Here is a 24,257-nt window from a genome sequence, read left to right on the forward strand (position 1 = left end):
CCGGCGGCATCCCTATTTAACGCAGGATACCCCATGCAAAAAGTTGTTCTCGCCACCGGTAACGCCGGCAAAGTGCGCGAGCTGGCCCATCTGCTGGCCGAGTTTGGCCTGGATGTGGTCGCCCAGACCGATCTGGGTGTTGAGTCAGCGGAAGAAACCGGCCTGACCTTTATTGAAAACGCGATCCTCAAGGCGCGCCATGCGTCGCGCATCACCGGCCTGCCGGCGATTGCCGATGACTCCGGGCTGGCCGTGGACGCCCTCGGCGGCGCGCCGGGCATCTACTCCGCCCGTTATGCCGGTGAAGACGCCAGCGACCAGCAGAATCTGGAGAAGCTGCTGGTGGCGCTGCGTGACGTGCCTGCCGGGCAGCGCCACGCCCAGTTCCATTGTGTGCTGGTCTATCTGCGCCACGCCGATGACCCGACGCCGCTGGTCTGCCACGGCAGCTGGCCGGGTGAAATCACCTTCGCCGCCGAAGGCACCCACGGTTTCGGCTACGATCCTATTTTCTTCGCGCCGGAAGCGGGCAAAACCGCCGCCACCCTGACGCGTGAAGAGAAGCGCGCCATTTCCCACCGTGGCCGCGCGCTGTCACAACTGCTGGATGCCATGAAACATGCATAACCTGCCGCCGCTCAGCCTCTATATCCATATCCCGTGGTGCGTGCAGAAATGCCCCTACTGCGATTTCAACTCCCACGCCCTGAAGGGCGAGGTGCCGCATGACGACTACGTCGCGCACCTGCTGGCGGATCTGGACATGGACGTGCCTGACGTTGCAGGACGCACCCTCAGTACGATTTTCATCGGCGGCGGCACGCCGAGCCTGCTGAGCGCTGAAGCGATGCAGACGCTGCTGGACGGCGTGCGCGCCCGCCTGCCGCTGGCCGCTGATGCGGAAATCACCATGGAAGCCAACCCCGGCACCGTCGAGGCTGACCGCTTCAGCGGCTACCAGCGCGCCGGGGTGAACCGTATTTCGATTGGCGTGCAGAGTTTCAGCCCGGAGAAACTGACGCGCCTCGGCCGCATCCACGGGCCGGACGAAGCCAGGCGCGCCGCCCGGCTGGCGGAAGGCCTGGGCCTGCGCAGTTTCAACCTCGACCTGATGCACGGCCTGCCGGACCAGACGCTGGAAGAGGCGCTGGACGATTTGCGCCAGGCGATCGCCCTCAACCCGCCGCACCTGTCGTGGTACCAGCTCACCATCGAACCCAATACGCTGTTTGCCTCAAAGCCGCCGGTGTTGCCGGATGATGACGCGCTGTGGGACATCTTCGAAAAAGGGGATGAACTGCTTACCGCGGCGGGCTACCAGCAGTATGAGACGTCGGCCTACGCCAAGCCGGGCTACCAGTGCCGGCACAACCTTAACTACTGGCGCTTTGGTGACTACCTCGGCATCGGCTGCGGCGCACACGGCAAGATTACCCTGCCGGACGGCAGCGTGACCCGCACCAGCAAAACCCGCCACCCACGCGGGTATATGCAGGGGCGTTATCTGGACAAACGCCATGTGGTGGCCGCGGCTGACATGCCGTTTGAGTTCTTTATGAACCGCTTCCGCCTGCTGGAGCCGGCCCCGCGCGCCGAGTTCAGGGCCTTTACCGGCCTGCCGGAGAGCGTGGTGCGCGCCCCGCTGGATGAGGCGCTGGCGCAGGGTTACATCACTGAAACCGCCGATGCCTGGCAGATTACGCCGCACGGCAAGCTGTTTTTGAACTCGCTGCTGGAGCTGTTCCTGCCGGACGAGGCGTAAGCCGCACGAAACAAAAACGGGCGCTCTTCAGCGCCCGTTTTTTATTGCCTCGCGTTCACGCTATTTCAGGCTGCTGAGCAGCCCGGCGCGCTGGTTTTCCAGTGCCGTGACACGATTACAGACTTCGTGGCCGAACTGGCTGAAGTCCTGCTCCTGATTGCTCCACTCCGCCTGGATCGCCTGTTGCAGGCCGCCCAGGTTGCCCATCACCGCCTGCAACGGGTTGCTGTCCGAGGCACCGGCCGCCTGTTTGACGCCCATTTCGTTCAGGCTGTCCTGCAGGACGCCGCCCATGCTCTGCTGCACGATGCGTTTGCCGTCCTCTTCGACCTGCGAAATCGCCTGATGGTGGAACACCAGGCCGCCGTTGCGGTGCTCAAGGATGCGGTTCATCTGCTGCTTGAGCTGGTCGTTCAGGGTGCTCAGGCGGGTGCGCACGTTGCTGTCGCTGCCGAGCTGCTCCACGATCACCTTGTCCAGCGCCACGCGCGCCTTCTCCAGATGCTGCTGCGCACCGGTGTCGATCCACGGCAGGTCACGGCGCAACGCGCCCTGATAATCCACCGCTTTCTGGCGTTGCAGCGTGTCCAGGTCCATCAGCTTGCCGTTGTTGTTGATATCACCGGTCGGCGAAATGGTGAAGTTGCCGCTGGCCCCCACCACCTGCACCGTTTGCGGGGTGATGACGATGTCATCCTGCGGTTTGACGTTACATTGGTACGCCGCCTGCGCCTGCACGGCAGTCAGCAACGCGGCGGCACACAGGCCGTTTTTTAATGCGGTTTTCAGTTTCATCGTTCTCCCTCTCCTGTCGCCCCCAAGGCGGCAGATTAAAAAATTGAGCGCCCAATCCGCTGCGCCAGCTGTTCTAAGGCAGCGGTGCCGGCCAAAGAGTTCCCTGCCGGATCGAGTTCCGGCGACCATACGGCGATACACATCTCGTCCGGCACCACGGCGATGATGCCGCCGCCGACGCCGGATTTGCCCGGCATGCCCACGCGGTAGGCAAATTCCCCTGCCCCGTTGTACATGCCGCACGTCACCATCAACGCGTTGATCTGCCGTGCCTGGCGCGGTGACAGCAGCGCCGTCTCTGACGCCAGCGGCCGCCCCTGGTTCGCCAGGTAGACGAAGGTGCGGGCCAGTTCACGGCAACTCATGCGCAGGGCACAATAATTAAAATAGGTCTGAAGTACCGAAAGTACCTCATTCTCGAAGTTGCCGAAGGATTTCATCAGATAGGCAATGGCCGCATTGCGGTCACTGTGCTCGAACTCCGAGCGCGCCACGCGGGTGTCGTAGACCAGGTCACCCTGCCCGGCGAGTTGCCGCACCACTTCCAGCATCCGCTGGCGCGGGGCGCTGAGGCGGGTCTGCAACATGTCGCACACCACCAGCGCGCCGGGGTTGATGAACGGGTTGCGCGGCTTGCCCTGCTCCAGCTCCAGCTGCACCAGCGAGTTAAATGGCTGGCCCGACGGCTCCTTGCCGACGCGCTGCCAGATCTCATGCTCCTGATAACGCGTCAGCGCCAGCGTCAGGCTCAGGACTTTGGAGATCGACTGGATGGAGAAGCGCTCCGTGGCGTCCCCGGCATAATACTCCCGCCCGTCAACGGTACAGATCGCGATGCCCATCCGGTCAGCCGGCACTTCCGCCAGCGCCGGAATATAATCCGCGACCTTGCCCTGCCCAATCAGCGGCCTGACCTGGCGCACAATCTCCTCCAGCAGGGCGTTGTCCAGTTCTGTCATCACCTTGGGTGCTCCGCGCACGTTACGTCTCCCTCGCCATACTTCTCTCTGTTACCCCACACGGCCGGTACGTTCATGCCGCGGGCCGTTACGTTAATGCCGGGTATTGTACCTGTCTTCGCCCGGCGAATGCGTTGCTGAATCTTTCTTATTTTTTTCTGTTAAACCTCCGGTGGTTTTGCCGGCCACTGACTCGTTTCAGCTAAAGTTGAATATTCTTAGCAACTTATAAAAATAACGGAAAATCAGCCAGATAACCATTAAGAGTTATCAAACAGCGAACTTGATCTGCATCAATAAGTGCCGCCGCCAACGCGTTATCGTGAGCGCAATAAATAAGAATGTGGGGCAAAAATGAGCAAAGTCAGACTCGCTGTCATCGGCAACGGTATGGTCGGGCATCGCTTCATCGAAGAACTGATGGAGAAGGCACAACCGGGCCAATTCGAGATCACCGTGTTTTGTGAGGAACCACGCCTCGCTTACGACCGGGTGCATCTCTCCTCTTACTTTTCACACCATACGGCGGAAGAACTGTCACTGGTGCGCGAAGGCTTCTACGAGAAGCACAATATTCAGGTGCTGGTGGGCGAGCGCGCCATCACCATCAACCGCCAGGAGAAGGTGATCCACTCCACCAGCGGCCGTACCGTCTGGTATGACAAACTGGTGATGGCCACCGGCTCCTACCCGTGGATCCCGGCGATCCAGGGCGCCGACACCCAGGATTGCTTCGTCTACCGCACCATTGAGGATCTCAACGCCATCGAAGCCTGCGCCCGGCGCAGCAAGCGCGGCGCGGTGGTGGGCGGCGGCCTGCTGGGGCTGGAAGCGGCCGGGGCGCTGAAAAACCTCGGCGTTGAGACGCACGTGGTGGAGTTCGCGCCGGTGCTGATGGCAGAACAGCTCGACCGCATGGGCGGCGAACAGCTGCGCCAGAAGATCGAACGGATGGGCGTGCAGGTGCATACCGGCAAAAACACCCAGCTGATCACCGATCAGGGCCGGGAGGCGCGTAAAACCATGCAGTTCGCTGACGGCAGCGCGCTGGAGGTGGACTTTATCGTCTTCTCCACCGGCATCCGCCCGCAGGACAAACTGGCGCGCCAGTGCGGCCTCGCCATTGGCGCACGCGGCGGCATCGCCATCAATGACAGCTGCCAGAGTTCAGACCCGGACGTCTACGCCATCGGCGAGTGCGCCGCCTGGCAAGATCGGGTTTTTGGCCTGGTGGCACCGGGCTACAAAATGGCCCAGGTGGCGGCGGACAGCCTGCTGGGGCGTGAGAACGCCTTTGGCGGCGCAGACATGAGCGCCAAACTGAAGCTGCTGGGCGTGGACGTCGGCGGCATCGGCGACGCGCATGGCCGCACGCCGGGCGCGCGCAGTTATGTCTATCTCGACGAAAGCAAAGAAGTCTACAAACGGCTGGTGGTGAGTGCAGATAACAGCACGCTGCTCGGCGCAGTGCTGGTGGGCGACACCAGTGATTACGGCAACCTGCTGCAACTGGCGCTCAACCAGATCACCCTGCCGGAACACCCGGACGCGCTGATCCTGCCGGCCCATGCCGGCAGCGGCAAACCGGCGCTGGGGGTCGATTCCCTGCCGGAAACGGCGCAGATCTGCTCCTGTTTCGACGTCTCAAAAGGCGACATCATCCGCGCGGTACAGGGCGGCTGCCACACTGTGGCCGCGATCAAAGCGGAAACCAAAGCCGGGACCGGCTGCGGCGGCTGTATCCCGCTGGTAACGCAGGTGCTGAACGCCGAGCTGAGCAAACAGGGGATCGAGGTCAACCATCACCTGTGTGAACACTTTGCCTATTCGCGCCAGGAGCTTTACCACCTGATCCGCGTGGAGGGCATCACCTCCTTTGACGCCCTGCGGGAGAAATACGGCAAGGGCTACGGCTGTGAAATCTGTAAGCCGACCGTGGGTTCGCTGCTGGCCTCCAGCTGGAATGAGTACGTGCTGGCACCGCAACACACGCCGTTGCAGGACAGCAACGACATCTTCCTCGGCAATATCCAGAAGGACGGCACCTACTCGGTGATCCCGCGCTCGCCGGGGGGTGAAATCACCCCGGAAGGGCTGCTGGCGATTGGCGAGGTGGCGCGCAAATACCACCTCTACACCAAAATTACCGGCTCCCAGCGCATCGCCCTGTTTGGCGCGCAGAAAGATGACCTGCCCGCCATCTGGCAGACATTGATCGACGCCGGGTTCGAAACCGGCCACGCCTACGCCAAGGCGCTGCGCATGGCGAAAACCTGCGTCGGCAGCACCTGGTGCCGCTTTGGCGTCGGCGACAGCGTGGGCTTCGGCGTTGAGCTGGAGAACCGTTATAAAGGCATCCGCACCCCGCACAAAATGAAGTTCGGCGTCTCGGGCTGTACCCGTGAATGCGCTGAAGCGCAGGGCAAAGACGTGGGCATCATCGCCACGGAAAAAGGCTGGAACCTGTATGTCTGCGGCAACGGCGGCATGAAACCGCGCCATGCGGATCTGCTGGCGGCGGATCTCGACCGTGAGACGCTGGTCCGTTACCTCGACCGTTTCATGATGTTCTACATCCGCACCGCCGACAAACTGCAGCGCACCTCCTTGTGGCTTGAAAGCCTGGAGGGCGGCATCGCCTACCTGCGCAGCGTCATCATCGATGACAAACTCGGCCTGAATGCACAGCTGGAGGCGGAAATCGCCCAGTTGCAGGCACGCGTGGTGTGCGAATGGCAGGAAACCCTGGCCCACCCGGAACAGCTCTCCCGCTTCGCCCACTTTATCAACAGCCCGCAGCGTGACCCGAACGTGCAGGTCGTGCCGGAACGTGATCAGCACCGCCCGGCGCGGCCGGAAGAGCGCATCCCGGTGCGGCTGGTGGCCGCGCCGGAACAGGAAATGGAGGTGAACTCATGAGCCAGTGGACAACCGTCTGCCCGTTAGAGGCCATTTTGCCCGCTACCGGCGTCTGTGCGCTGGTAGGCGGCCAACAGATCGCCCTGTTCCGCCCTTACGCCGACGACCGGCTGTTTGCCCTGAGCAATATTGACCCGTTTGCCCAGGCGAGCGTGCTGTCACGCGGCATTATCGCGGAGCATCAGGGCGAATTGTGGGTCGCCAGCCCACTGAAAAAACAGCGTTTCCGCCTGCGCGACGGGCTGTGCATGGAAGATGAGGCGCACTCGGTGCCCGCCTGGCCGGTCAGAGTCCAGGACGGCAACGTGCAGGTTAACGCCTGATTGTTGGGGGCCGCACGGCCCCCTTTTTTTAGCTTTCTATTACCTCTGGGATACCCCCTATGTTTACCGACACCCTGAATAAATGTGCCGCCAATGCCGCACGCATTGCGCGGCTGGCCAAAGAGACGCCGCTGAGCTTCTGGGTCAGTTCCGCGATGGCCGGGGCCTACGTGGGCCTGGCGATTATTTTGATTTTCACCCTCGGCAACCTGCTGGACCCGGCCGTGCGGCCGTTGGTGATGGGCGCAACTTTCGGCATCGCGCTGACGCTGGTGATCATCGCCGGGTCTGAACTGTTTACCGGCCATACCATGTTCCTGACGCTGGGCGTGAAAGCCGGCACCATCCGCCCCGCTGAGATGTGGGCGATCCTGCCGCAAACCTGGCTCGGGAACCTGCTCGGCTCCGTCTTTGTCGCCCTGCTCTACCACTGGGGCGGCGGCAGCCTGCTGCCGACAGAATCGAGTTTGCTGCACACCGCGGCGCTGGCGAAAACCACCGCCCCGGCGATGGTGCTGTTCTTCAAAGGCGCGCTCTGCAACTGGCTGGTGTGCCTGGCAATCTGGATGGCATTGCGCACCGAGGGCGCGGCGAAGTTCATCGCCATCTGGTGGTGTTTGCTGGCCTTTATCGCCTCCGGCTATGAGCACTCCGTCGCAAACATGACGCTGTTCGCCCTCTCCTGGTTCGGCCACCACAGCGAGGCTTACACGCTGGCGGGTATCGGCCACAACCTGCTGTGGGTGACGCTCGGCAATACGCTCTCCGGCGCAGTATTTATGGGGCTGGGGTACTGGTATGCCACCCCACGCGCCCAGCGCCCGCAACCGGCCACCGCCGTTAACCACCGGATAGCCTGAGGGTTACGCTATGGATTACCTGCCGATTTTCTGCCAGTTACGTCAGCGTGCCTGCCTGCTGGTAGGCGGGGGCGACATCGCCGAACGCAAGGCGCGCCTGCTGATGGACGCCGGGGCAGAGCTGACCGTGTGCGCCCTGTCGTTCACCCCGCAATTTCACCTGTGGGCAGAACAACAGGCGCTGACGCTGGTGTGTCAGCCGTTTGACGCCGCGCTGCTGGCGGAGACATGGCTGGTGATTGCCGCCACCGATGACATGGCCGTCAACCGGCAGGTCAGTGACGCGGCCGAGGCGCAGCGCATTTTCTGCAATGTGGTGGATGCGCCTGAGCAGGCGAGCTTTATCATGCCGTCGATCATCGACCGCTCGCCGCTGATGGTGGCGGTCTCTTCCGGCGGGCGTGCGCCGGTGCTGGCGCGGCTGCTGCGCGAGAAGCTGGAAGCGCTGTTGCCGCAGCACCTGGGTGAACTGGCTGCACTGGCGGGCAGCCTGCGCCAACGGGTTAAACAGCGCTGGCACTCCCAGGGCGAACGGCGGCACTTCTGGGAAAAACTGTTTGACCACCAGCCGCTGGCGCACGCAGTGGCCGCAAAGGAGAGCGCCCGCAGCACGCAACTTGTTGAAACCCTGTTCAGCGAGCCGCTGGACCACCACGGCGAAGTGGTGTTGGTCGGGGCCGGGCCGGGCGATGCCGGGCTGCTGACGCTGAAGGGGTTGCAGCAGATCCAGCGCGCGGACATCGTGGTGTATGACCGGCTGGTGTCGGATGAGGTGATGAACCTGGTACGGCGCGACGCGGAGCGCATTTTCGTCGGCAAGCGCGCCGGTTACCACTGCGTGCCGCAGGAGGAGATCAACCAGATCCTGCTGGCGCAGGCGCGGCGCGGCAAGCGCGTGGTGCGGCTGAAAGGGGGCGATCCCTTTATCTTCGGGCGCGGCGGCGAGGAGCTGGAAACCCTGTGCGACACCGGCATTCCCTTCTCGGTGGTGCCCGGCATTACGGCGGCGTCCGGCTGCGCGGCTTACAGCGGCATCCCGCTCACCCACCGCGACTATGCGCAGAGCGTGCAGCTGGTGACCGGCCACCTGAAAAAAGAGGGCGAGCTGGACTGGGCCACGCTGGCCGCCGGGCAGCAGACGCTGGTGTTTTACATGGGGCTTTCGCAGGCCCCGGCGATCCAGCAGCAGTTGATGGCGCACGGCATGAGCGGCACGATGCCGGTGGCGCTGGTGGAGAACGGCACCTCGGTGAAGCAGCGGGTGGTCAGCGGTGAGTTACGCCAACTTGCCGGCCTGGCGCAGGAGGTCAGCAGCCCGAGCCTGATCATCGTCGGCCGGGTGGTGGCGCTGCGTGAGCGGCTGAACTGGTTCCTCTCCTGAGCGGGAAACATGCCCATAAAAAAAGCGCCTTCAGGCGCTTTTTTTACCGCGGCAGGGCTTATTCCCACCAGATGTCGAACAGCTCACTGACCACCACGTCGGTCATGTTGTGCTGCTCAAGCCAGCTTTTCACCAACTGGCGATGCTCATCGGTGCATTTGCCAATCTTCTGCAGACACACCAGCCCTTCCCACTCCAGGTAACCGCCGCCGTCAAACGCCAGGCCGTTCGGCTCAATCACTTCATTGATGAAGGTGTCGAGCGTCGCGTCGATCACATCAACCGCGGTGTTCTCCGGGAAGGTCCATTTCACCGAGAAGCCCAGCTCCTGGAACTCGTCGATGTGTAACTTTTTGCGCAAACGGCGGCTGCGTTGTGTGGCCATTACTTTGTCCTCTCAAACATAAGGTCCCATACGCCATGGCCAAGACGATGGCCACGCGCTTCAAATTTGGTCAGCGGGCGTGATTCCGGCCGTGGGACATAGTCGCCGCTTTCGGAGACGTTTTTGTACCCGGCAATCTGGTTCATCACTTCCAGCATGTGCTCTGCGTAGGCTTCCCAGTCGGTTGCCATATGGAACACGCCGCCCAGCTTCAGTTTACGCAGCACCAGCTCGGCAAACGGCACCTGCACGATGCGGCGTTTGTTGTGGCGTGCTTTGTGCCACGGATCGGGGAAGAACAGCTGCACCATGGTAAGCGAGTTATCCGGGATCATATTTTCCAGCACTTCCACCGCATCATGGCACATCACACGCAGGTTGCTGACGCCCGCCTCGTGGGCGGTGCCGAGGCAGGCCCCGACACCCGGCGAGTGTACTTCAATGCCCAGGAAGTTCTGGTGCGGGTTGCTCTCTGCCATGGTCACCAGCGAGGCCCCCATGCCGAAACCAATCTCCAGCACCGTGGGCGCTTCGCGGCCAAACAGTGTCTCCAGGCTGACCGGCGACGTCTGGTACTCCACGCCCATTACCGGCCAGAAGTTATCCAGCGCGTGTTGCTGCCCTTTGGTCAGGCGGCCCTGACGGCGGACAAAGCTGCGGATACGGCGCAGCGGGCGGCCGTTTTCATCGAATTCCGGCGAGATGACGTCATTAATCATAGTGCGTTTCGTCTGTTTGGCTGTGAATAAAGGAAAGGCGCATTATCCAAAGATACCCTGCTTTAGCAAGCGCCGCGTTTTATCGGGCGGTTAGCCGGAAAGTTCCGGTTTACTCCGGCGGGGGTCTGTGCTGGAATCGCAGGCTACTCTTTTTCTGAGAAACCGACCCCGCCTATGATGGAAGCGCAACCGTTCGCGCGCCTGGTGCTTGACTGGTACCAACGCTGCGGCCGTAAAACCCTGCCGTGGCAGCTTGAAAAAACGCCCTATAAAGTATGGCTCTCTGAGGTGATGTTGCAACAAACCCAGGTCGCCACCGTGATCCCCTATTTTGAACGCTTTATGGCCCGCTTCCCGGATGTACAGGCGCTGGCCGCCGCCCCGCTGGATGAGGTGCTGCACCTCTGGACGGGGCTGGGTTACTACGCCCGTGCGCGCAACCTGCACAAGGCGGCGCAGCAGGTGGTGGCGCTGCATGGCGGCGAATTCCCGACCACCTTTGACGCGGTGGCGGCCCTGCCCGGCGTCGGCCGCTCCACCGCCGGGGCGGTGCTGTCGCTGTCGCTCGGCCAGCACTTCCCGATCCTCGACGGCAACGTCAAACGGGTGCTGGCGCGCTGTTATGCGGTCGCCGGCTGGCCGGGGGAGAAAAAAGTCGAGAACCGCCTGTGGCAACTCAGCGAACAGGTGACCCCGGCCGACGGCGTGCAGCAGTTCAACCAGGCGATGATGGATCTGGGTGCGATGATCTGCACCCGTTCAAAACCCAAATGCGAACTCTGCCCGCTGAACCGCGGCTGTGAGGCGTATGCCCACCACAGCTGGGCAGAGTACCCCGGCAAGAAGCCGAAGAAAGTGCTGCCGGTGCGCACCGGCTGGATGGCGCTGATTGAGCACCAGGGCAGCATCTGGCTGGAGAAGCGCCCGCCGTCCGGGTTATGGGGCGGCCTGTACGGCTTCCCGCAACATGAGAGCGAAGCCGCGCTGGAAGCCTGGCTGGGCGCACACGGGCTACAGGCCGCGCCGCGTGAGCAGCTTATCGCCTTTCGCCACACATTCAGCCACTTCCACCTGGATATCGTACCGGTGCACATAAGCAGCGCATCCGCACCGGGCGGCATGGATGCCGGCGACGGTCTCTGGTATAACTTAGCGCGGCCGCCTTCGGTCGGGCTGGCCGCCCCGGTTGAGCGCCTGCTGGCCGAGCTGGCCCGGCACTCCCCCACACAGCAATCATTATTCGGCCATCGCGCCGCAGATGAGGAATAAGCATGAGCAGAACCATCTATTGCACCTTTTTACAACGCGATGCCGAAGGGCAGGATTTCCAGCTCTACCCCGGTGAACTGGGCAAGCGCATCTATAACGAAATCTCCAAAGAGGCGTGGGCGCAGTGGCAGACCAAGCAGACCATGCTGATTAACGAGAAAAAACTCAGCATGATGAACGTGGCCGACCGCAAGCTGCTGGAGCAGGAGATGGTGAAGTTCCTGTTTGAAGGGCATGACGTTCATATTGAAGGTTATACGCCGCCGAGCGAGTAAGCCGGAACGCCTATTTTCAGGGCTGGATTGGCCCTGCTTCTTTCATCACGACACGGCATTTAAGATGAAGAAAATTTTAGCGCTGATGATAATTGCGCCTTTGCTGGTCTCTTGCTCCAGCGACAAGAAAAGCGATGCGTTCAGTGAAGCCTTTGTAAAAGATACCAACGGATTCGATATTCTGATGGGGCAGTTTGCCAATAACATCGAGAATATCTGGGGCATGAACGAAGTCCTGATTGCCGGGCCGAAGGACTACGTCAAATACTCGGATCAGTACCAGACCCGCAGCCACATCAACTTTGACAGCGGGACCATCACCATCGAGACCATCGCCGGCACCGATCCGGCGGCGCATTTACGCCAGGCGATCATCACCACCCTGCTGATCGGGGAAGATCCGGACGGCGTGGATCTCTACTCCGACGCCAACGATATCCAGATCAGCAAAGAGCCGCTGCTCTACGGCCAGGTGCTGGACAACAACGGCGAGCCGATCCGCTGGGAGTGGCGCGCGGCGCACTTTGCCGACTACCTGTTGCAGAACCGCCTGCAAAAACGCGAATCCGGCCTGCATGTGATCTACTCGGTCACGATCCAGCTGGTGCCGAACCACCTCGACAAACGTGCGCATAAATACCTGCCGATGGTGCGTAAAGCCGCCGCCAAGTATGGCGTCGACTCGTCGCTGATCCTGGCGATTATGCAGACCGAATCGAGCTTCAACCCCTATGCCGTGAGCAACTCTGACGCGCTGGGGCTGATGCAGGTGGTGCAGCACTCCGCCGGGGTGGACGTGTTCAAGATGCAGGGCAAGTGGGGCAAACCGAGCCGTAACTACCTGTTTGACCCGGAAAACAACATCGACACCGGCACCGCCTACCTGTCGATTCTGCAAAACAGCTACCTGGGCGGCATCAGCAACCCGACCTCACGCCGCTACGCGGTGATCACCGCCTACAACGGCGGCGCGGGCAGCGTGTTGCGCGTCTTCTCCAGCGACAAGGCGCGGGCGTTCAACATCATCAACAGCATGGCGCCGGGCGACGTCTATACGACGCTGACCACCAAGCACCCGTCGGGCGAATCGCGCCGTTACCTCTACAAGGTCAATACCGCGCAGAAGAGTTACCGCCGCGGCGGCTGAGCCGCTGTTTTCTGATAACCACCGCCCCCTATAAAAAAACCCGCCCTGGCGGGTTTTTTATTGTCAGGCCTGCGGTGGCTGCGTCAGCACGTAGCCCATAATGCGCTTCCAGCCCTCCGGCTTCTTCTCCACATACACGCCCTGCAACTCCGGCGAGAAGCCCGGCAACCGGTTAATGCCCTCTTCCAGCGCCATAAAGTAGCGTTGCACCGCCCCGCCCCACACTTCGCCCGGCACCACGCAGAGCACGCCCGGCGGGTAAGGCAACGCCCCTTCCACCGCCACCCGGCCTTCCGCCTCGCCGATCGGAATCAGCTCTGCATTGTCGCGGATGAATTCGTTGTGCGCGTCCTGGGTGTTCATCCTCACCTGTGGGAAATGCGCCTGGCGGAACATCTCTTTCTGCAACTGTTTCACATCAAAGCTGACGTAAAGATCGTGCATCTCCTGGCAGAGCCGGCGCAGGGTGTAGCCCCGGTAACGCGCCTCATTTTTGCGATAGACGGTCGGCAACACCTCTTCCAGCGGCGCATCCTCCTGCACGTAACGCTCGAAGCGGGCGATCTCCTCCACCAGCTGCACCATCTTGGCGTCACTCTCCGCCGGGGTGAGCAGGAACAGGATCGAGTTGAGATCGCACTTCTCCGGCACGATCCCATTCTCACGCAGGTAATTGGCAAGGATCGTGGCCGGAATGCCGAATTCGGTGTAGTTGCCGGTCGCCGCGTCAATACCCGGCGTGGTCAGCAACAATTTGCACGGATCCACAAAATACTGGTGCTCGGCGTAGCCTTCAAACGCGTGCCACTTGTCACCCGGCACAAAGTCAAAGAAGCGCACATCGTTCGCCATCAGGTCAGTGTCATGATCCTGCCAGGGTTTGCCGTCCACCACCGGCGGCACGAAGGGCTGGATCATCGTGCAGCGGTTGAGCAGCATTTTACGCGCCTCAATGCCGGTTTTAACGCACGCCAGCCACATATGGTGGCCGCTGCCGTTGGCATGCATCCGCGCGTTGACGTCCAGCGCGGCAAACAGCGGGTAGAACGGGCTGGTGGAGGCGTGCAGCATAAACGCATTATTGAGCTTTTTATGGCTGACGTGGCGCTTCTGGCCCTTGATGTGGTTATCTTTTTTATGGATCTGTGAGGTCTGCGAGAAGCCGGCCTGCTGTTTGTGCACCGACTGGGTAACGATGATGCCCGGATCGTTTTCACCCAGTTCCAGCAGCAGCGGCGAGCACTGCTGCATCATCGGGATAAACTGCTCATAGCCGACCCACGCCGAGTCAAACAGGATGTAGTCACACAGGTGGCCGATCTTCTCCACCACCTGGCGGGCGTTGTAGATGGTGCCGTCATAGGTGCCGAGCTGGATAATCGCCAGCCGGAACGGGCGCGCCTCATCAGCACGCTGCGGGGCAACGCGGGCGATTTCCCGGCGCAGGTAGGCTTCATCAAAGCAGTGCACATCAATCCCACCGATAAAGCCGAACGGGTTACGCGCCGTCTCCAGGTAAACCGGCGTTGCCCCGGCCTGGATCAGCGCGCCGTGGTGGTTGGACTTATGGTTGTTGCGGTCAAACAGCACCAGATCGCCGCGCGTCAGCAGGGCGTTACACACCACTTTGTTGGCGGCCGAGGTGCCGTTCAGCACGAAATAGGTTTTGTCGGCGCTGAAGACTTTCGCCGCGTGCTTCTGCGCATCTTTGGCGCTGCCTTCGTGGATCAGCAGATCGCCCAGTTTCACATCCGCGTTGCACATGTCGGAGCGGAACACATTCTCCCCGAAGAACTCATAGAACTGGCGGCCGGCCGGATGGCGGCGGAAGAACTCACCGCCCTGGTGGCCGGGGCAGGCAAAGGTGGAGTTCTGCATCTCGACATACTTTTTCAGCGTGTCAAAAAACGGCGGGAACAGCGCGGCCTCATAGGCAGCGGCGGCGGCTTCCAGTTGTGCGCCGTAGAAGGCCCGGTTGGCATCCGACAGGGAGATAACCCCCTTCAGCTGCGGCAGGTAATCCGGCGACACGGTTTCATCGCCCCTTATCGCCACAAACGCCGGGATGGCAAAACCAGTCTGCTGCACGGCCTCCAGCCGGCCGGCGTGCAGATCCTGCGCCGAGACCACAATGGCGGCCACCTCGGTATAGTCGGCGGACGCCAGCCCGATGACGTCACGCGGGGTGTCCAGACGTGAGGCCACGTCGGCGCTTGCTGCTATTTTCAATGATTTCATCTGCAACTCTCAAACGGTTAAGGATGAGGGGGTGCCACACTGGCACGGCAAGGGACAAGGCAACGCAGCGCCCTCTCCCACAACGTGATATCCCTATCGGCGACAACGGTTTATGCGGCCCCGTCGCAACACGCCGGGCACAGGCAATAAACTGGGATCAGCACCGTCGATAGACATCAGTAAAACCAGAGGCGCACTCTGTTTTTAATCATGCCCAACAGCCGGTACAGGGGGTAACTTCACCGCATGGTGACGTCAGACTGGGAATGAACACAGGAAAGGATCGAACAGGGAGAACGCGCCGGGCGCAGCCGGGCCGGCATTAACGGGGCGGCGGTGAGCGCCGTGCGGCAGCACCGGAAGGTGCGATGGGATAAGCCTGTCATGCCGCAACCCTCATAAGCTGTCGCGTAAAACGGAAGACAAAATTTGCGCAATCATGGCATTTTTTCTGAGGGGCATCAAGCCACAATTCCGGCAGCCAACCCGCTCCCGGCGCGGTTTTTGATGTAAAAATGGACGCTTGAACCATAAACCGGGAAAAAGCCGTTGACGCTTCCCAGCCAATACGGTTTAATGCGCCCCGTTGCCCGGATAGCTCAGTCGGTAGAGCAGGGGATTGAAAATCCCCGTGTCGGTGGTTCGATTCCGCCTCCGGGCACCACTATTCGAAGCACGCTGGTCAGAGGTGAGAAAACTGACGGGCGTTTAACGGGAGTGGTACTTGTTGATGTTGATCCTCACATCAGCATACATCAAGAAGTTACCCTCTCGATTAGGGAGCCTGCTGACACAGGCTCCCTTTTCTCGATCACTGTGAATAATTACAATGACGTGACTGAATGTCAACCATTGTAAAACATCTCTTCAGCCTTATCGGTGTAAAGTGCCATTTCCTTTTCCAGCGCCTGGCTCACAATATCCATACTGATATCAACATATTCCATTGTTGTACTCACGTTGCGGTGCCCCAGCAATCCCTTAACCAGCTGCAGGTTTCGTTCAGGCGAGCTCATCAGTGTCGTGGCAAGGGTGTGCCTGAACCGGTGGGGAGAAACATCAAATCCGCACTCTTTTGACAGTCTACGAAAAAAAGAGCGTAACGGTTGCAGCGATGGTTTTTCCGAAAGAGACGCCCTTTCTGCAGGCGAAGAGACAAACCGCTCATAGTGAAAAAGCGCATCATTATTGCCGGCACCGCAGTCCCTTGCACGCTGAAGCAATGCTTCCAGTCTCGGTCGTAAATGACTGACAACGGGAACCCGCCATTCCCGGTACGTTTTACTGCCTTCCGCTCTTAATTCAATCCACCCATCGTCAAGAGACACATCTTTTAGACGTATATGGAGCAGTTGATTTTGCCGCATACCAGTGTAACGCAAGGTGTCCAGGACAGTCAGCCAGTACCATACTGGCCTCAGAGCGCATTTAGATTCGGTTCTGGGCTCAGAAGCAAATTGCTGCATAGTTAGCCAGATTTTTGTCATCTGGTTTTTTGTTAGCGTTTTTTTACGCTTCTTGTCCTGTTTGACCGATACGCCATTGAAGGGATTTTTACTTAAGTTCGTCAGTTGAGAAGTGATGGCAAAATTATACAGGGCACGCATATGGCTGACCTTATTGTTCCAGGTATGTGCAGAAAGGCACTGCTTCTTGAGCACATGCCTTCGCCACTCAAGCACATCGCGACTGGTTATGCCGTAAGGCGGACAGGCTTCCCCGATATGCTTCCTGAAACCACGAACAACCTTCTTATAACTCCACTCGGTATCTTCGCGCAGCGATTTACAGAAAAAGTACTCATCCATAAGTTCCTGCCAGAGCCAGTCAGCACTATTTTCGTTCATTTTTTCCATTCCTCTCTTAGTAACAGTAACGCACCAGATGTCAGACCGACGTTGTGGTCAGGGGAACAAAATGAACTGACTGTCCTGAGGGATGGTCTTTCTGTATACCCGCCTGCTTTTCACCAGGTAGCCTTTTACCCGTTTGAACCTCCCGGACTTGTCGGGTGTATCGTAAAGCTGAGCAAAATAAAATCTCCTGTTATCACGACGCTTATGCAGGTTAAGTCGCTCAAAAGAAGCCTGAATGCTTTCCCGTTGAATAGTCGAACCAGTGGCCTTAAGGTAGTCGAAAAAGATACCGGGGACGGGTAAAAAGACATAGCCGGCAATAACATGGATTTTGTCTGCTTTACCATTAAAACTAATATCTCCCCGATTGAGTCCCTCCCGGAGCCAGTCAAAAAACTGTTCTCCTTCCGCTACGTCAGTACCGGAGACTGCTACGGGTACGGAATCTGATCTTTCATCACATTTGTTAACAATTGCAACCTGAGAATAGTCCGAGTTTCCTTTTGCAGACGGTTCCTTTTCATTTGCGGGGTCTTCTATCTTTTCAAGGGGTTCTGACGATTGCTGTTCCTCTGCAATCACAACGGACACGCCTGCCTGTACCTCACCTTCATTTTCTGAAGCTTTAGCATCTCCTGACATGTCGAAAAGAGAAAGGAGAGCATCAGCATCATCTTCAGAGGGCAGAGAGTCAGAGCCAGTACTTTTTTCGATTTCGCTTAAAACACTTTCTGCTTCGTTTTCTTCACGGCTTTTAACTGGTGAATCACTAAGCTGAGTGGGGTTATCAATACCTGTGGCAAGTGTAAAGATCTCAGGGGAAGATGGATCAGTTGCCCCGCTCAGAGCTGTTTGTTCAGATAACATATCTGTAGGTAAAACCGTAGCGCCCCCCTCATTTGAAAGGGCTGTATTTACTGGAATTTCACCTGCATAAGAACCTAAAATTTCCGCAGGTTTCCTCTCCATCAGAGGAGACTCTGTTTTCTCAGCTGCTTGTTTCATCAGGCTTCGGATCAACGGCATTGCCGGATGCTGGTTCCATAAGGCCCCGGCAAGATTGCCCAGAGCTTCGGGATTTTCTGCCAGCCAGCCTGTCGCTTCCGCTGGCATAAGTTGTCCGGCTGCCAGCGCTGCAAAAGCTGAGGAGTTGTCAGCTTCCCGGAAGCGAAATCGATAAGGCGAGTCCGGAACGGTTATTCCCGGAAGCCAGCTTTTACCATCAAGCAGCTCCCCCTCCAGAGACGCCAGGAGCGGCAAATGCCAGAACAGTGCAGACCAGAAAATGACCGTATTCCACATCACGTTTTGCTCTGCCTGCTCTTCTGGCGCAGCTCCGGGTGGAAACATGTATCCTTTGGCCAGTCTGACCGCACAGGTTGTGAACTGCAGCGTAAGGTCCCCGAAGCCGTCTGACTGCGACCACCTTCCCTGCTGTGTTGCCGGCACATTCTGTACCCTGGCCAGTAAGCCATGCAGTGGCGTTATATAAAACCGGTGATAAACATCCGCCGGAAGTGAGCTGTTTTCCCATATTTGTTGCAGGCAGGTTTTTCTCAACGGGCTACAGCACAGCGTATCGACCGTACGCGGAGCGTGGTAGCCGGCAGGTGTGAAAGCGGATACATGACGTGCTGGTTCCGGTTCACCTTTTGAAAACAGAAACCTCAGAGTCCTGATTCTGTCGCGCATGATTTTCTCCTGGTATAGGGCTGCCCAGTGTTGTGACACTCCCCGCGCTTCACCATAAAAAACCAGTTACTCATTCTCAGAAGTTTTTCCCGTTTCTTCGTGGCTGTCGGCACTCTCTCCATTTCCGGACGGTACGGTTTCGTACGTCGTCTCGCGGTTTTTCCCGCCTTCATCGCTCAGCCAGCGCATCAACTCGTTAAGCACGAGCGTTCTTCTGGCCCGGGTGACAGCCACGTACAGCAGGTTGGTCTCATCCTGCCGCTCATCCTGCGAAAGAAGCGGGTCGGTAATGTCGGTAAAATCCTCACTCAGCATCACCACCGGCCATTCGAGCCCCTTGCTGCGGTGTGCGGTTGAAACCGTGACCTGAGCCTCTTTTTCATGAGTGACGACCTGACGGCGCATAATGGCCAGCTTTTGAGGGAGCGGGAAAAAGTCATCGAGCAGGCGAATAGCCTGGTTCATCTCCACGTCCTGCGTGGCTTTGGCTATCGAGCAGTACTCGTCAAAATCCCGGTAGTCCCGGCTGAAGCGCGGGGACTGCATCTTTTCAGGCATATCGGCGGAGAACCAGTACAGATCCTCAAGCTCTTCGGTCTTGTAGCCTTCAATCCCGCCGACCCAGAAGACCTTTTTCTCCATGAGACTTGCCGTTAAAGCACTCCCAATCACACCGGATACCGTCCGGCTCAGTACAGCAATGTGCTCAGTTCCCTCCGGAATTCGGGTCACCACACTGTCTTCCCCCCCGTTGCCTGTTACCTGTTTATCTTCACCGGCACGGTCCAGCAGGATGTTGGCCATACGCGCGACCTCAGGGCCAAAACGAAAACTCGCCGTCAGCCACAATTTGTCTGCCTGCGCCAGCTGAGGGGCATTGAGCGCGTTATCCGCCCCGCGAAAGCGGTAAATCTGCTGGTAGCGGTCGCCGACCAGGATGACCCGGCAGGGCTGATTCAGTACAAACGCACTGGTCACCGGGTTAGCGTCCTGCGCCTCATCGAAAAGGATGGTATCCCAGCGTGTTGATAAATCAGGATGTGAAAGCTGGAAAAGTTTAAGGTAGGTGTCGTGCGTGACGGGAAAGGTTGAATCAGTACGGCTCATTTCATACCAGAGGATTTGGATTGCCCCCAGAATTTTACCGGCATCGAGACCGTGGCGATCATCCTCAGACGGCAGATGTATCAGCCCCGGCTCAGTATCTGCACTGCAGAGGAACATGTTCAGCCCGCTTAGCGCCAGCCGCGCCAGCGGCCAGTGGCGGGTATTGAGCTTGCGGGCCACATCCGTAATGCGCAGACTGGCTGTCAGCCGGTCACGGAAATGCCTGCCGAAACGGGCCCATGCCAGCTGATGCGACGTTTTACACTCTACGTTATAGGGGAATTTGCGTTCAGCCTCATCCCGCACAGCGCGATTATAGGCAAGGTAAAGCATCTTACTTTCCGGGTTGGCTTCAGCGTAGTTCACTAACGTGGAGGTTTTGCCTGTGCCTGCAAACGCATTTACCACAAGATGATTACCCTTCCATTCGATGATGGCGTTTTGTTCGGCTGTTGTTTTCCAGGTCACTGTGTTCTCCCGCAGCAGCAGATGTGAAAAAAAACAGCCTGACAGCGGGAAGAGTTCACTACGATAAAAAACCAGATACCGTGCTTCAGAAATAAAAAACGCTCCCGGGCGGGAGCGTGTGGATGTGATTATGCCGCCTGCAAGTACCGTGGATCCAGACGAACAGGCCAGCCGCCGAGATAGTGCCCGGGGGTATAGAGTATCCGGCGTCGTTCATTCGCCAGGGTATTACCTACCACCACTTCGCCGGCAATCCCGCACAGGGACAGCTGTATGTAAGCCATTCCGGCCGCAAGCGGATCGATATCTGTCGCGGATACCCACAGATACCGGTGCGGTGGCCACCCCGCCTTTTGCAGAACATCAGCAAATGCCAGCACCATGCAGCCGGCACCGCACGCAGGTTCACTCAGGGTGATGAAGGGTTTGTCACGGAACAACGCTTCAGTGTCGCCCAGCTGCATGGCCGCCATCATTCTGGCCACGTCCCAGGGCGTGAAAAACTGCCCCCTGTATTTGTCACCCAGCTCCAGCTGCATAAAGACGCGGCCAAGGAAGTCCCCGGGCGCTTCACCCAGCCCGTTAACAACGTGGGCCAGCAGCTGCGCCATGCGCGTGACGTCCTCCTTTTCGTATCCACCGACTATACGCAGATACTTTTGCTCCTGCGCTTCACTGAAGTGAAGCCGGTTTTCCAGCGCGATGACGCTGCAGCTGATGAAGTCTTCAAACACTTTAAACCGGTGATGATACCGGGCCGTCTGACTGAACAACTTAACAAAGGCTTTTTCGTGGTTAATCATGCCAGGCATGTGTCTTCTCCATAAAAAAAGGGAACACGCACCCTGACCAGGGGACGTGTCCCCTGAGGGTAAAAAGCCACGGCATTGCCGTGGCTGGGTTAACGGAGGAACAGGCTTTTACCCCCGGACCTCACGATAAGATGCTGCTTCCTGAGTCGATAACGCCGGCTCATCGCTGACGAGATAAAGCACCTGACCGGGCTGAGACGCGCCGGCCGCACCTTTGTGTCCGTCGACATGTTCGCCGCCGTCATAGCAGTCGTAACCGCTGAGCCCGCTCACGGGCTCGCTGTAGCTGTGACGCACCTCGCAGTCAAATACCGCAGAAATTTCCCCGACAACCTCACCTGACGGCGGAAGCCAGGGCGTATCCATCTGCAGCGTAAGACTGTTTGGCGAATGCCGCTGCCAGTTGACATTGTGCCCGGCAGGCCACTCCATGCCGTACTGCCGGCAGTAGAGGCTGGTTGTGGTCGATACGCCTGACATCAGCCCTCCGGAACCGTTCAGCTCTGCTGCCAGCCGCGTAGGTATGACGGCCAGCATATCGCAGGGCTGGGAGCGTTCAGGATACTGGCTGAGCCGCTCCCAGGCAGTTGCGGCATCAGACTCATCGCCGGCGCTGACCAGACCAAACCAGTCGGTGTATTGCCTGGCAATCAGCTCCGCCATAACCTCACGTGCCGGGTCGGGAATATTCTCCCATTTCAGCGCGCCCAGACCTGACTGGTGATACAGCCGGTCAATGGCCCGGATGGTTTCCGCATCGAGGATGGCATCCTTCAGCAGGAGCGCCAGCCAGCTTTCAAACGCCTGATTGGCCGCAGTGGAAAGCCCTGTGCCTGCACGGACCAGCCCCTGACAGGGCGGATACGACGTTGTGCGCACCGGCTTGAGTATCCCCGCCGCGCCAGCCAGAAAAAGCTGTATGCTCTGCTGCACTGCGTGGCGGTGACGCGGTACGTCAGTTCCGTTTATCCACTGCAGCATGACATCAATGCAGACGGATTTACCGGTGATTTCCAGGCGGTTATGACACCATTCGGACATAGTGAATACTCCTCTTTCATAAAAAAAAGAGGACACAGCCCCGTGAGGAGCGGTGTCCTCACGGGAGGGCGACAGTTACGGAATAACCGCCACCGGATAAGTTAATTACGCCGCCACAGCCTGACTTTCAGGCAGTGCCAGTAGATATTCCGACGCTTCCCGGGCATGCCGGCAGGCGCGGAACAGGGCCTTTTTGTCAGATTTCAGCACCTTCAGCCAGTGGTCCACATAGCTGTCGTGCTGAACCTCACCGAATACCCCGAGTTGGGCACACAAAAACGCACTGCCCATTTCGGCGATGAGCTCCTCAAAGGCATACACCGGGTCCCCGAACTTGCGGGATGAGGAGGTTATCCCCTCCCGGTTAAGTCGCTTCGCATGACCGGTACTGTGTACCAGTTCATGCAGCAGCGTGGACCAGCAGTCCGCCTCCGTAAAAAACTGCTCAGCCACCGGCATCACAATTTCATCCGTCAGCGGACGGTAATAAGCCCGGTTCTGAGGCAGCATCCGGTGTTTAACCCCTGTGGCGTTAAACATCCGGATCACCCTGTTCATCACGTCCGGGCTGAGTATGCCGTCCTCATCCACCGTCGGCGGTTGCTCAGGTGAAGCCGCAACCTCTGCCGGCAACCCCTCACACTGCTCAGCGTTGAACAGCTGCAGGGGTTTAAGCATCGGCACGGTTTCCATCAGCGGTTTACCGTCACTGTCATAAAGGCGGTTGCCTTCGCGATCCTCCGCCTGCTTCGTCCAGTCCTTATAAACCACCGCCAGGGTGGCTTTCTCACCCTTACGCACCTGCCCGCCAGCCTGCTGCGCCTGCCGGTAAGTCATCCAGCGGTTATTGCGAAAACCCTGCTCTTCCGCTGACATCCAGAGAAGCAGGACATTCACGCCGCTGTAGTGACGTCCGGTTGTGGCATTTAGGGGCAGACCGGCCAGACCGATGCCGGCAGCCGCGCGCCACGGCTTACGCCAGGGCGCGACGCCGTTTTCCAGAGCGACAACAATGCGGTCGGTGATCTGACGATAAAGGTCAGTATGTTTTGCCGGACGGCGGGCCGCCTTGTGTGAAGTCGTTTTTTTCATGAGATATACCTTTAATCAGAGGCATACCCCTGCGCCGGCGGGCGCAGAGATACGCCCGTCGACGGGAAATTCAGAAGTCAGTTACCATGCGGCATAAAACCACAGGTATTCATGTTCAAAGTCAAAATCACTGAGCAGGCTTTCCAGCCTGTCACGCAGGGTGAAAACGTACTGCAGCCGGCGCTGAAGAAGCTGATTATCCTCATTCCCCTCTGTAAATGTCGCAATCGCACAGTCCAGCCTCTCTTTCAGTTGCTGAATATGCTCGCGTGACAGTTCCAGACAGGTCGCGTTTTCCACCTCACCGACATGCTTATCCACCCAGGTAATCAGTGAAAAATCGCGGCTCAGTTCATACACCGGATGATACGGTGCCGGTACTGCGACGATCTGCCTGTGCTGGCTGTAGAGAAAAATATCCAGTCCCATACGGGCCTCCTTCGGTTCAGAAAGAGGCAGGAACCTTTCCGGCAGGAAAAGTCCCTGCCGGGGTGAGTTAACGTCCGGTTATTCGCAGCGCCCCCTGCGGGGTCACCTGCGATAACCTGGCCTGCAGCCTGCCACAGGCGTTCAGAAAGGTTTGATGATCTTCAGGCTTCGCCCGCTTACAACTGATGAAGGCCGCCTGCTTTAGCAGACGCACGGCGTTTTCACGCCAGCGGCAGAGTTCATCAGGCCCGACACAGGCATTGAAGTGACAGACTGCACTCGCCAGAAGCTGATCGGCTTTCTGGCGGTACTGCGCGACTTTCACCCGGTCAGTCGCTGCGGTGAGCACCTGTATCTGTGTGTCGGTAATCAGGATCCTCAGGTCCGTCCTGCCGGACAGTACAGAGGTGGCTACCGCGTCGCTTATCGACAGTGATTCAATGAAATCATCGCCGCCGGCAAGCAGGCGTGCCGTGTCGTACCAGTCCTCATTTTTCTGAGGGTGACACCCTGTGGCATACGCAATACGCGGCACCGGATCGTTGCCCTGCCAGGCACCGGTGGCCGGCATAAGATAAACACCCTCATCCTTTGCCAGGTGAAGCTGACCTCCCTGCATGCGGGCGGCCAGCAGGACGTTCGTCAGGTCTTTGTTGTCGAAAAAAAGCATGGGGCTCTCCTTTAAAAACGGGAGAGCCGCCCCGTCCGGAGTGATCTCTCCCGACGGG

At 58.9% G+C, this 24,257-nt stretch carries 22 protein-coding genes and 1 tRNA gene; 10 read left to right on the forward strand and 13 right to left on the reverse strand.

The annotated features are described in order from the left end of the window. Positions 1–33: 33 nt before the first annotated feature. Together rdgB and hemW are read left to right on the forward strand one after the other, a co-directional pair. Positions 34–627: an RdgB/HAM1 family non-canonical purine NTP pyrophosphatase gene (rdgB, locus tag CYR52_RS10020; RefSeq protein WP_072927348.1), complete on the forward strand. Its 594-nt coding sequence runs from the start codon at positions 34–36 to the stop codon at positions 625–627. Next, a complete protein-coding gene (gene hemW / locus CYR52_RS10025; protein ID WP_072927346.1) occupies positions 620–1,762 on the forward strand; it encodes a radical SAM family heme chaperone HemW in 1,143 nt (380 codons plus the stop codon). The genes rdgB and hemW overlap by 8 nt, the downstream gene beginning before the upstream one ends. 60 nt (positions 1,763–1,822) lie before the next feature. On the opposite strand, the gene CYR52_RS10030 is transcribed toward hemW, so the two are convergent. Both CYR52_RS10030 and glsB read right to left on the reverse strand, forming a co-directional pair. Beyond that, positions 1,823–2,557 (reverse strand): YggN family protein, encoded by a 735-nt coding sequence (locus CYR52_RS10030; protein ID WP_072927344.1) that lies wholly within the window; start codon positions 2,555–2,557, stop codon positions 1,823–1,825. Between the two features lie 35 nt (positions 2,558–2,592). Next, the gene (gene glsB, locus CYR52_RS10035) at positions 2,593–3,519 is read right to left on the reverse strand and encodes a glutaminase B (RefSeq protein WP_072927342.1); all 927 of its coding nucleotides are present in this window, start codon (positions 3,517–3,519) and stop codon (positions 2,593–2,595) included. A 351-nt stretch (positions 3,520–3,870) separates the two neighbouring features. Here glsB and nirB point away from each other — a divergent pair, with 351 nt between their 5' ends. From nirB to cysG, 4 genes are read left to right on the forward strand one after another with little or no spacing between them, the layout of a single operon-like run. Continuing rightward, complete coding sequence (nirB, locus tag CYR52_RS10040) at positions 3,871–6,435, forward strand: nitrite reductase large subunit NirB (RefSeq protein WP_101828530.1); 2,565 nt, start codon at positions 3,871–3,873, stop codon at positions 6,433–6,435. Then, the gene (nirD, locus tag CYR52_RS10045; RefSeq protein WP_072927338.1) at positions 6,432–6,758 is read left to right on the forward strand and encodes a nitrite reductase small subunit NirD; all 327 of its coding nucleotides are present in this window, start codon (positions 6,432–6,434) and stop codon (positions 6,756–6,758) included. The genes nirB and nirD overlap by 4 nt, the downstream gene beginning before the upstream one ends. A gap of 59 nt (positions 6,759–6,817) precedes the next feature. Continuing rightward, on the forward strand, positions 6,818–7,618 hold the full coding sequence (gene nirC, locus CYR52_RS10050) for a nitrite transporter NirC (protein ID WP_101828531.1): 801 nt from the start codon (positions 6,818–6,820) through the stop codon (positions 7,616–7,618). 10 nt (positions 7,619–7,628) lie between these two features. Beyond that, entirely contained in the window at positions 7,629–8,999 is a 1,371-nt protein-coding gene (gene cysG, locus CYR52_RS10055) for a siroheme synthase CysG (RefSeq protein WP_101828532.1), read from the forward strand. A gap of 58 nt (positions 9,000–9,057) precedes the next feature. On the opposite strand, the gene CYR52_RS10060 is transcribed toward cysG, so the two are convergent. Together CYR52_RS10060 and trmB are read right to left on the reverse strand one after the other, a co-directional pair. Beyond that, the gene (locus tag CYR52_RS10060) at positions 9,058–9,384 is read right to left on the reverse strand and encodes a YggL family protein (RefSeq protein ID WP_072927333.1); all 327 of its coding nucleotides are present in this window, start codon (positions 9,382–9,384) and stop codon (positions 9,058–9,060) included. Beyond that, a complete protein-coding gene (trmB, locus tag CYR52_RS10065) occupies positions 9,384–10,103 on the reverse strand; it encodes a tRNA (guanosine(46)-N7)-methyltransferase TrmB (RefSeq protein ID WP_072927332.1) in 720 nt (239 codons plus the stop codon). The genes CYR52_RS10060 and trmB overlap by 1 nt, the downstream gene beginning before the upstream one ends. Positions 10,104–10,277: 174 nt before the next feature. Here trmB and mutY point away from each other — a divergent pair, with 174 nt between their 5' ends. The 3 genes from mutY to mltC all read left to right on the forward strand — a co-directional run bounded on the left by mutY (position 10,278) and on the right by mltC (position 12,794). Further along, a complete protein-coding gene (gene mutY, locus CYR52_RS10070; protein ID WP_072927330.1) occupies positions 10,278–11,372 on the forward strand; it encodes an A/G-specific adenine glycosylase in 1,095 nt (364 codons plus the stop codon). Between the two features lie 2 nt (positions 11,373–11,374). Continuing rightward, positions 11,375–11,647: an oxidative damage protection protein gene (locus CYR52_RS10075; RefSeq protein WP_072927328.1), complete on the forward strand. Its 273-nt coding sequence runs from the start codon at positions 11,375–11,377 to the stop codon at positions 11,645–11,647. Positions 11,648–11,711: 64 nt separating this feature from the next. Beyond that, positions 11,712–12,794 (forward strand): membrane-bound lytic murein transglycosylase MltC, encoded by a 1,083-nt coding sequence (gene mltC, locus CYR52_RS10080; RefSeq protein WP_072927327.1) that lies wholly within the window; start codon positions 11,712–11,714, stop codon positions 12,792–12,794. Positions 12,795–12,857: 63 nt separating this feature from the next. Here the strand turns inward: mltC and speF are convergent, their stop codons facing one another. Further along, positions 12,858–15,032, reverse strand: coding sequence for an ornithine decarboxylase SpeF (gene speF / locus CYR52_RS10085; RefSeq protein WP_101828533.1), 2,175 nt, complete (start codon positions 15,030–15,032; stop codon positions 12,858–12,860). A gap of 588 nt (positions 15,033–15,620) precedes the next feature. Between speF and CYR52_RS10090 the strand changes: the two genes are divergently transcribed. Beyond that, positions 15,621–15,696: transfer RNA gene (locus CYR52_RS10090), tRNA-Phe, on the forward strand. A gap of 181 nt (positions 15,697–15,877) precedes the next feature. Here CYR52_RS10090 and CYR52_RS10095 read toward each other — a convergent pair. The 8 genes from CYR52_RS10095 to CYR52_RS10130 form a co-directional block, all read right to left on the reverse strand. Beyond that, on the reverse strand, positions 15,878–16,879 hold the full coding sequence (locus CYR52_RS10095; protein WP_006781417.1) for a tyrosine-type recombinase/integrase: 1,002 nt from the start codon (positions 16,877–16,879) through the stop codon (positions 15,878–15,880). 57 nt (positions 16,880–16,936) lie between these two features. Continuing rightward, positions 16,937–18,580 (reverse strand): conjugal transfer nickase/helicase domain-containing protein, encoded by a 1,644-nt coding sequence (locus tag CYR52_RS10100; protein ID WP_006781415.1) that lies wholly within the window; start codon positions 18,578–18,580, stop codon positions 16,937–16,939. A 66-nt stretch (positions 18,581–18,646) separates the two neighbouring features. Next, positions 18,647–20,155, reverse strand: coding sequence for a UvrD-helicase domain-containing protein (locus CYR52_RS10105; RefSeq protein WP_006781413.1), 1,509 nt, complete (start codon positions 20,153–20,155; stop codon positions 18,647–18,649). A 128-nt stretch (positions 20,156–20,283) separates the two neighbouring features. Continuing rightward, positions 20,284–20,967: an N-6 DNA methylase gene (locus CYR52_RS10110; RefSeq protein ID WP_006781411.1), complete on the reverse strand. Its 684-nt coding sequence runs from the start codon at positions 20,965–20,967 to the stop codon at positions 20,284–20,286. Between the two features lie 108 nt (positions 20,968–21,075). Then, positions 21,076–22,008, reverse strand: coding sequence for a DUF1281 domain-containing protein (locus tag CYR52_RS10115; RefSeq protein WP_006781409.1), 933 nt, complete (start codon positions 22,006–22,008; stop codon positions 21,076–21,078). Positions 22,009–22,113: 105 nt separating this feature from the next. Continuing rightward, positions 22,114–23,100 carry an ArdC family protein gene (locus CYR52_RS10120; RefSeq protein WP_006781408.1) on the reverse strand — a complete coding sequence of 329 codons (987 nt, stop codon included), beginning with the start codon at positions 23,098–23,100 and terminating at the stop codon, positions 22,114–22,116. Between the two features lie 81 nt (positions 23,101–23,181). Beyond that, complete coding sequence (locus tag CYR52_RS10125; RefSeq protein ID WP_006781405.1) at positions 23,182–23,529, reverse strand: hypothetical protein; 348 nt, start codon at positions 23,527–23,529, stop codon at positions 23,182–23,184. A gap of 67 nt (positions 23,530–23,596) precedes the next feature. Further along, on the reverse strand, positions 23,597–24,199 hold the full coding sequence (locus CYR52_RS10130) for a DUF3085 domain-containing protein (protein ID WP_006781404.1): 603 nt from the start codon (positions 24,197–24,199) through the stop codon (positions 23,597–23,599). Between the last annotated feature and the right edge of the window lie 58 nt (positions 24,200–24,257).

The organism is Chimaeribacter arupi (assembly GCF_002858805.1).
Lineage (GTDB): Bacteria > Pseudomonadota > Gammaproteobacteria > Enterobacterales > Enterobacteriaceae > Chimaeribacter > Chimaeribacter arupi.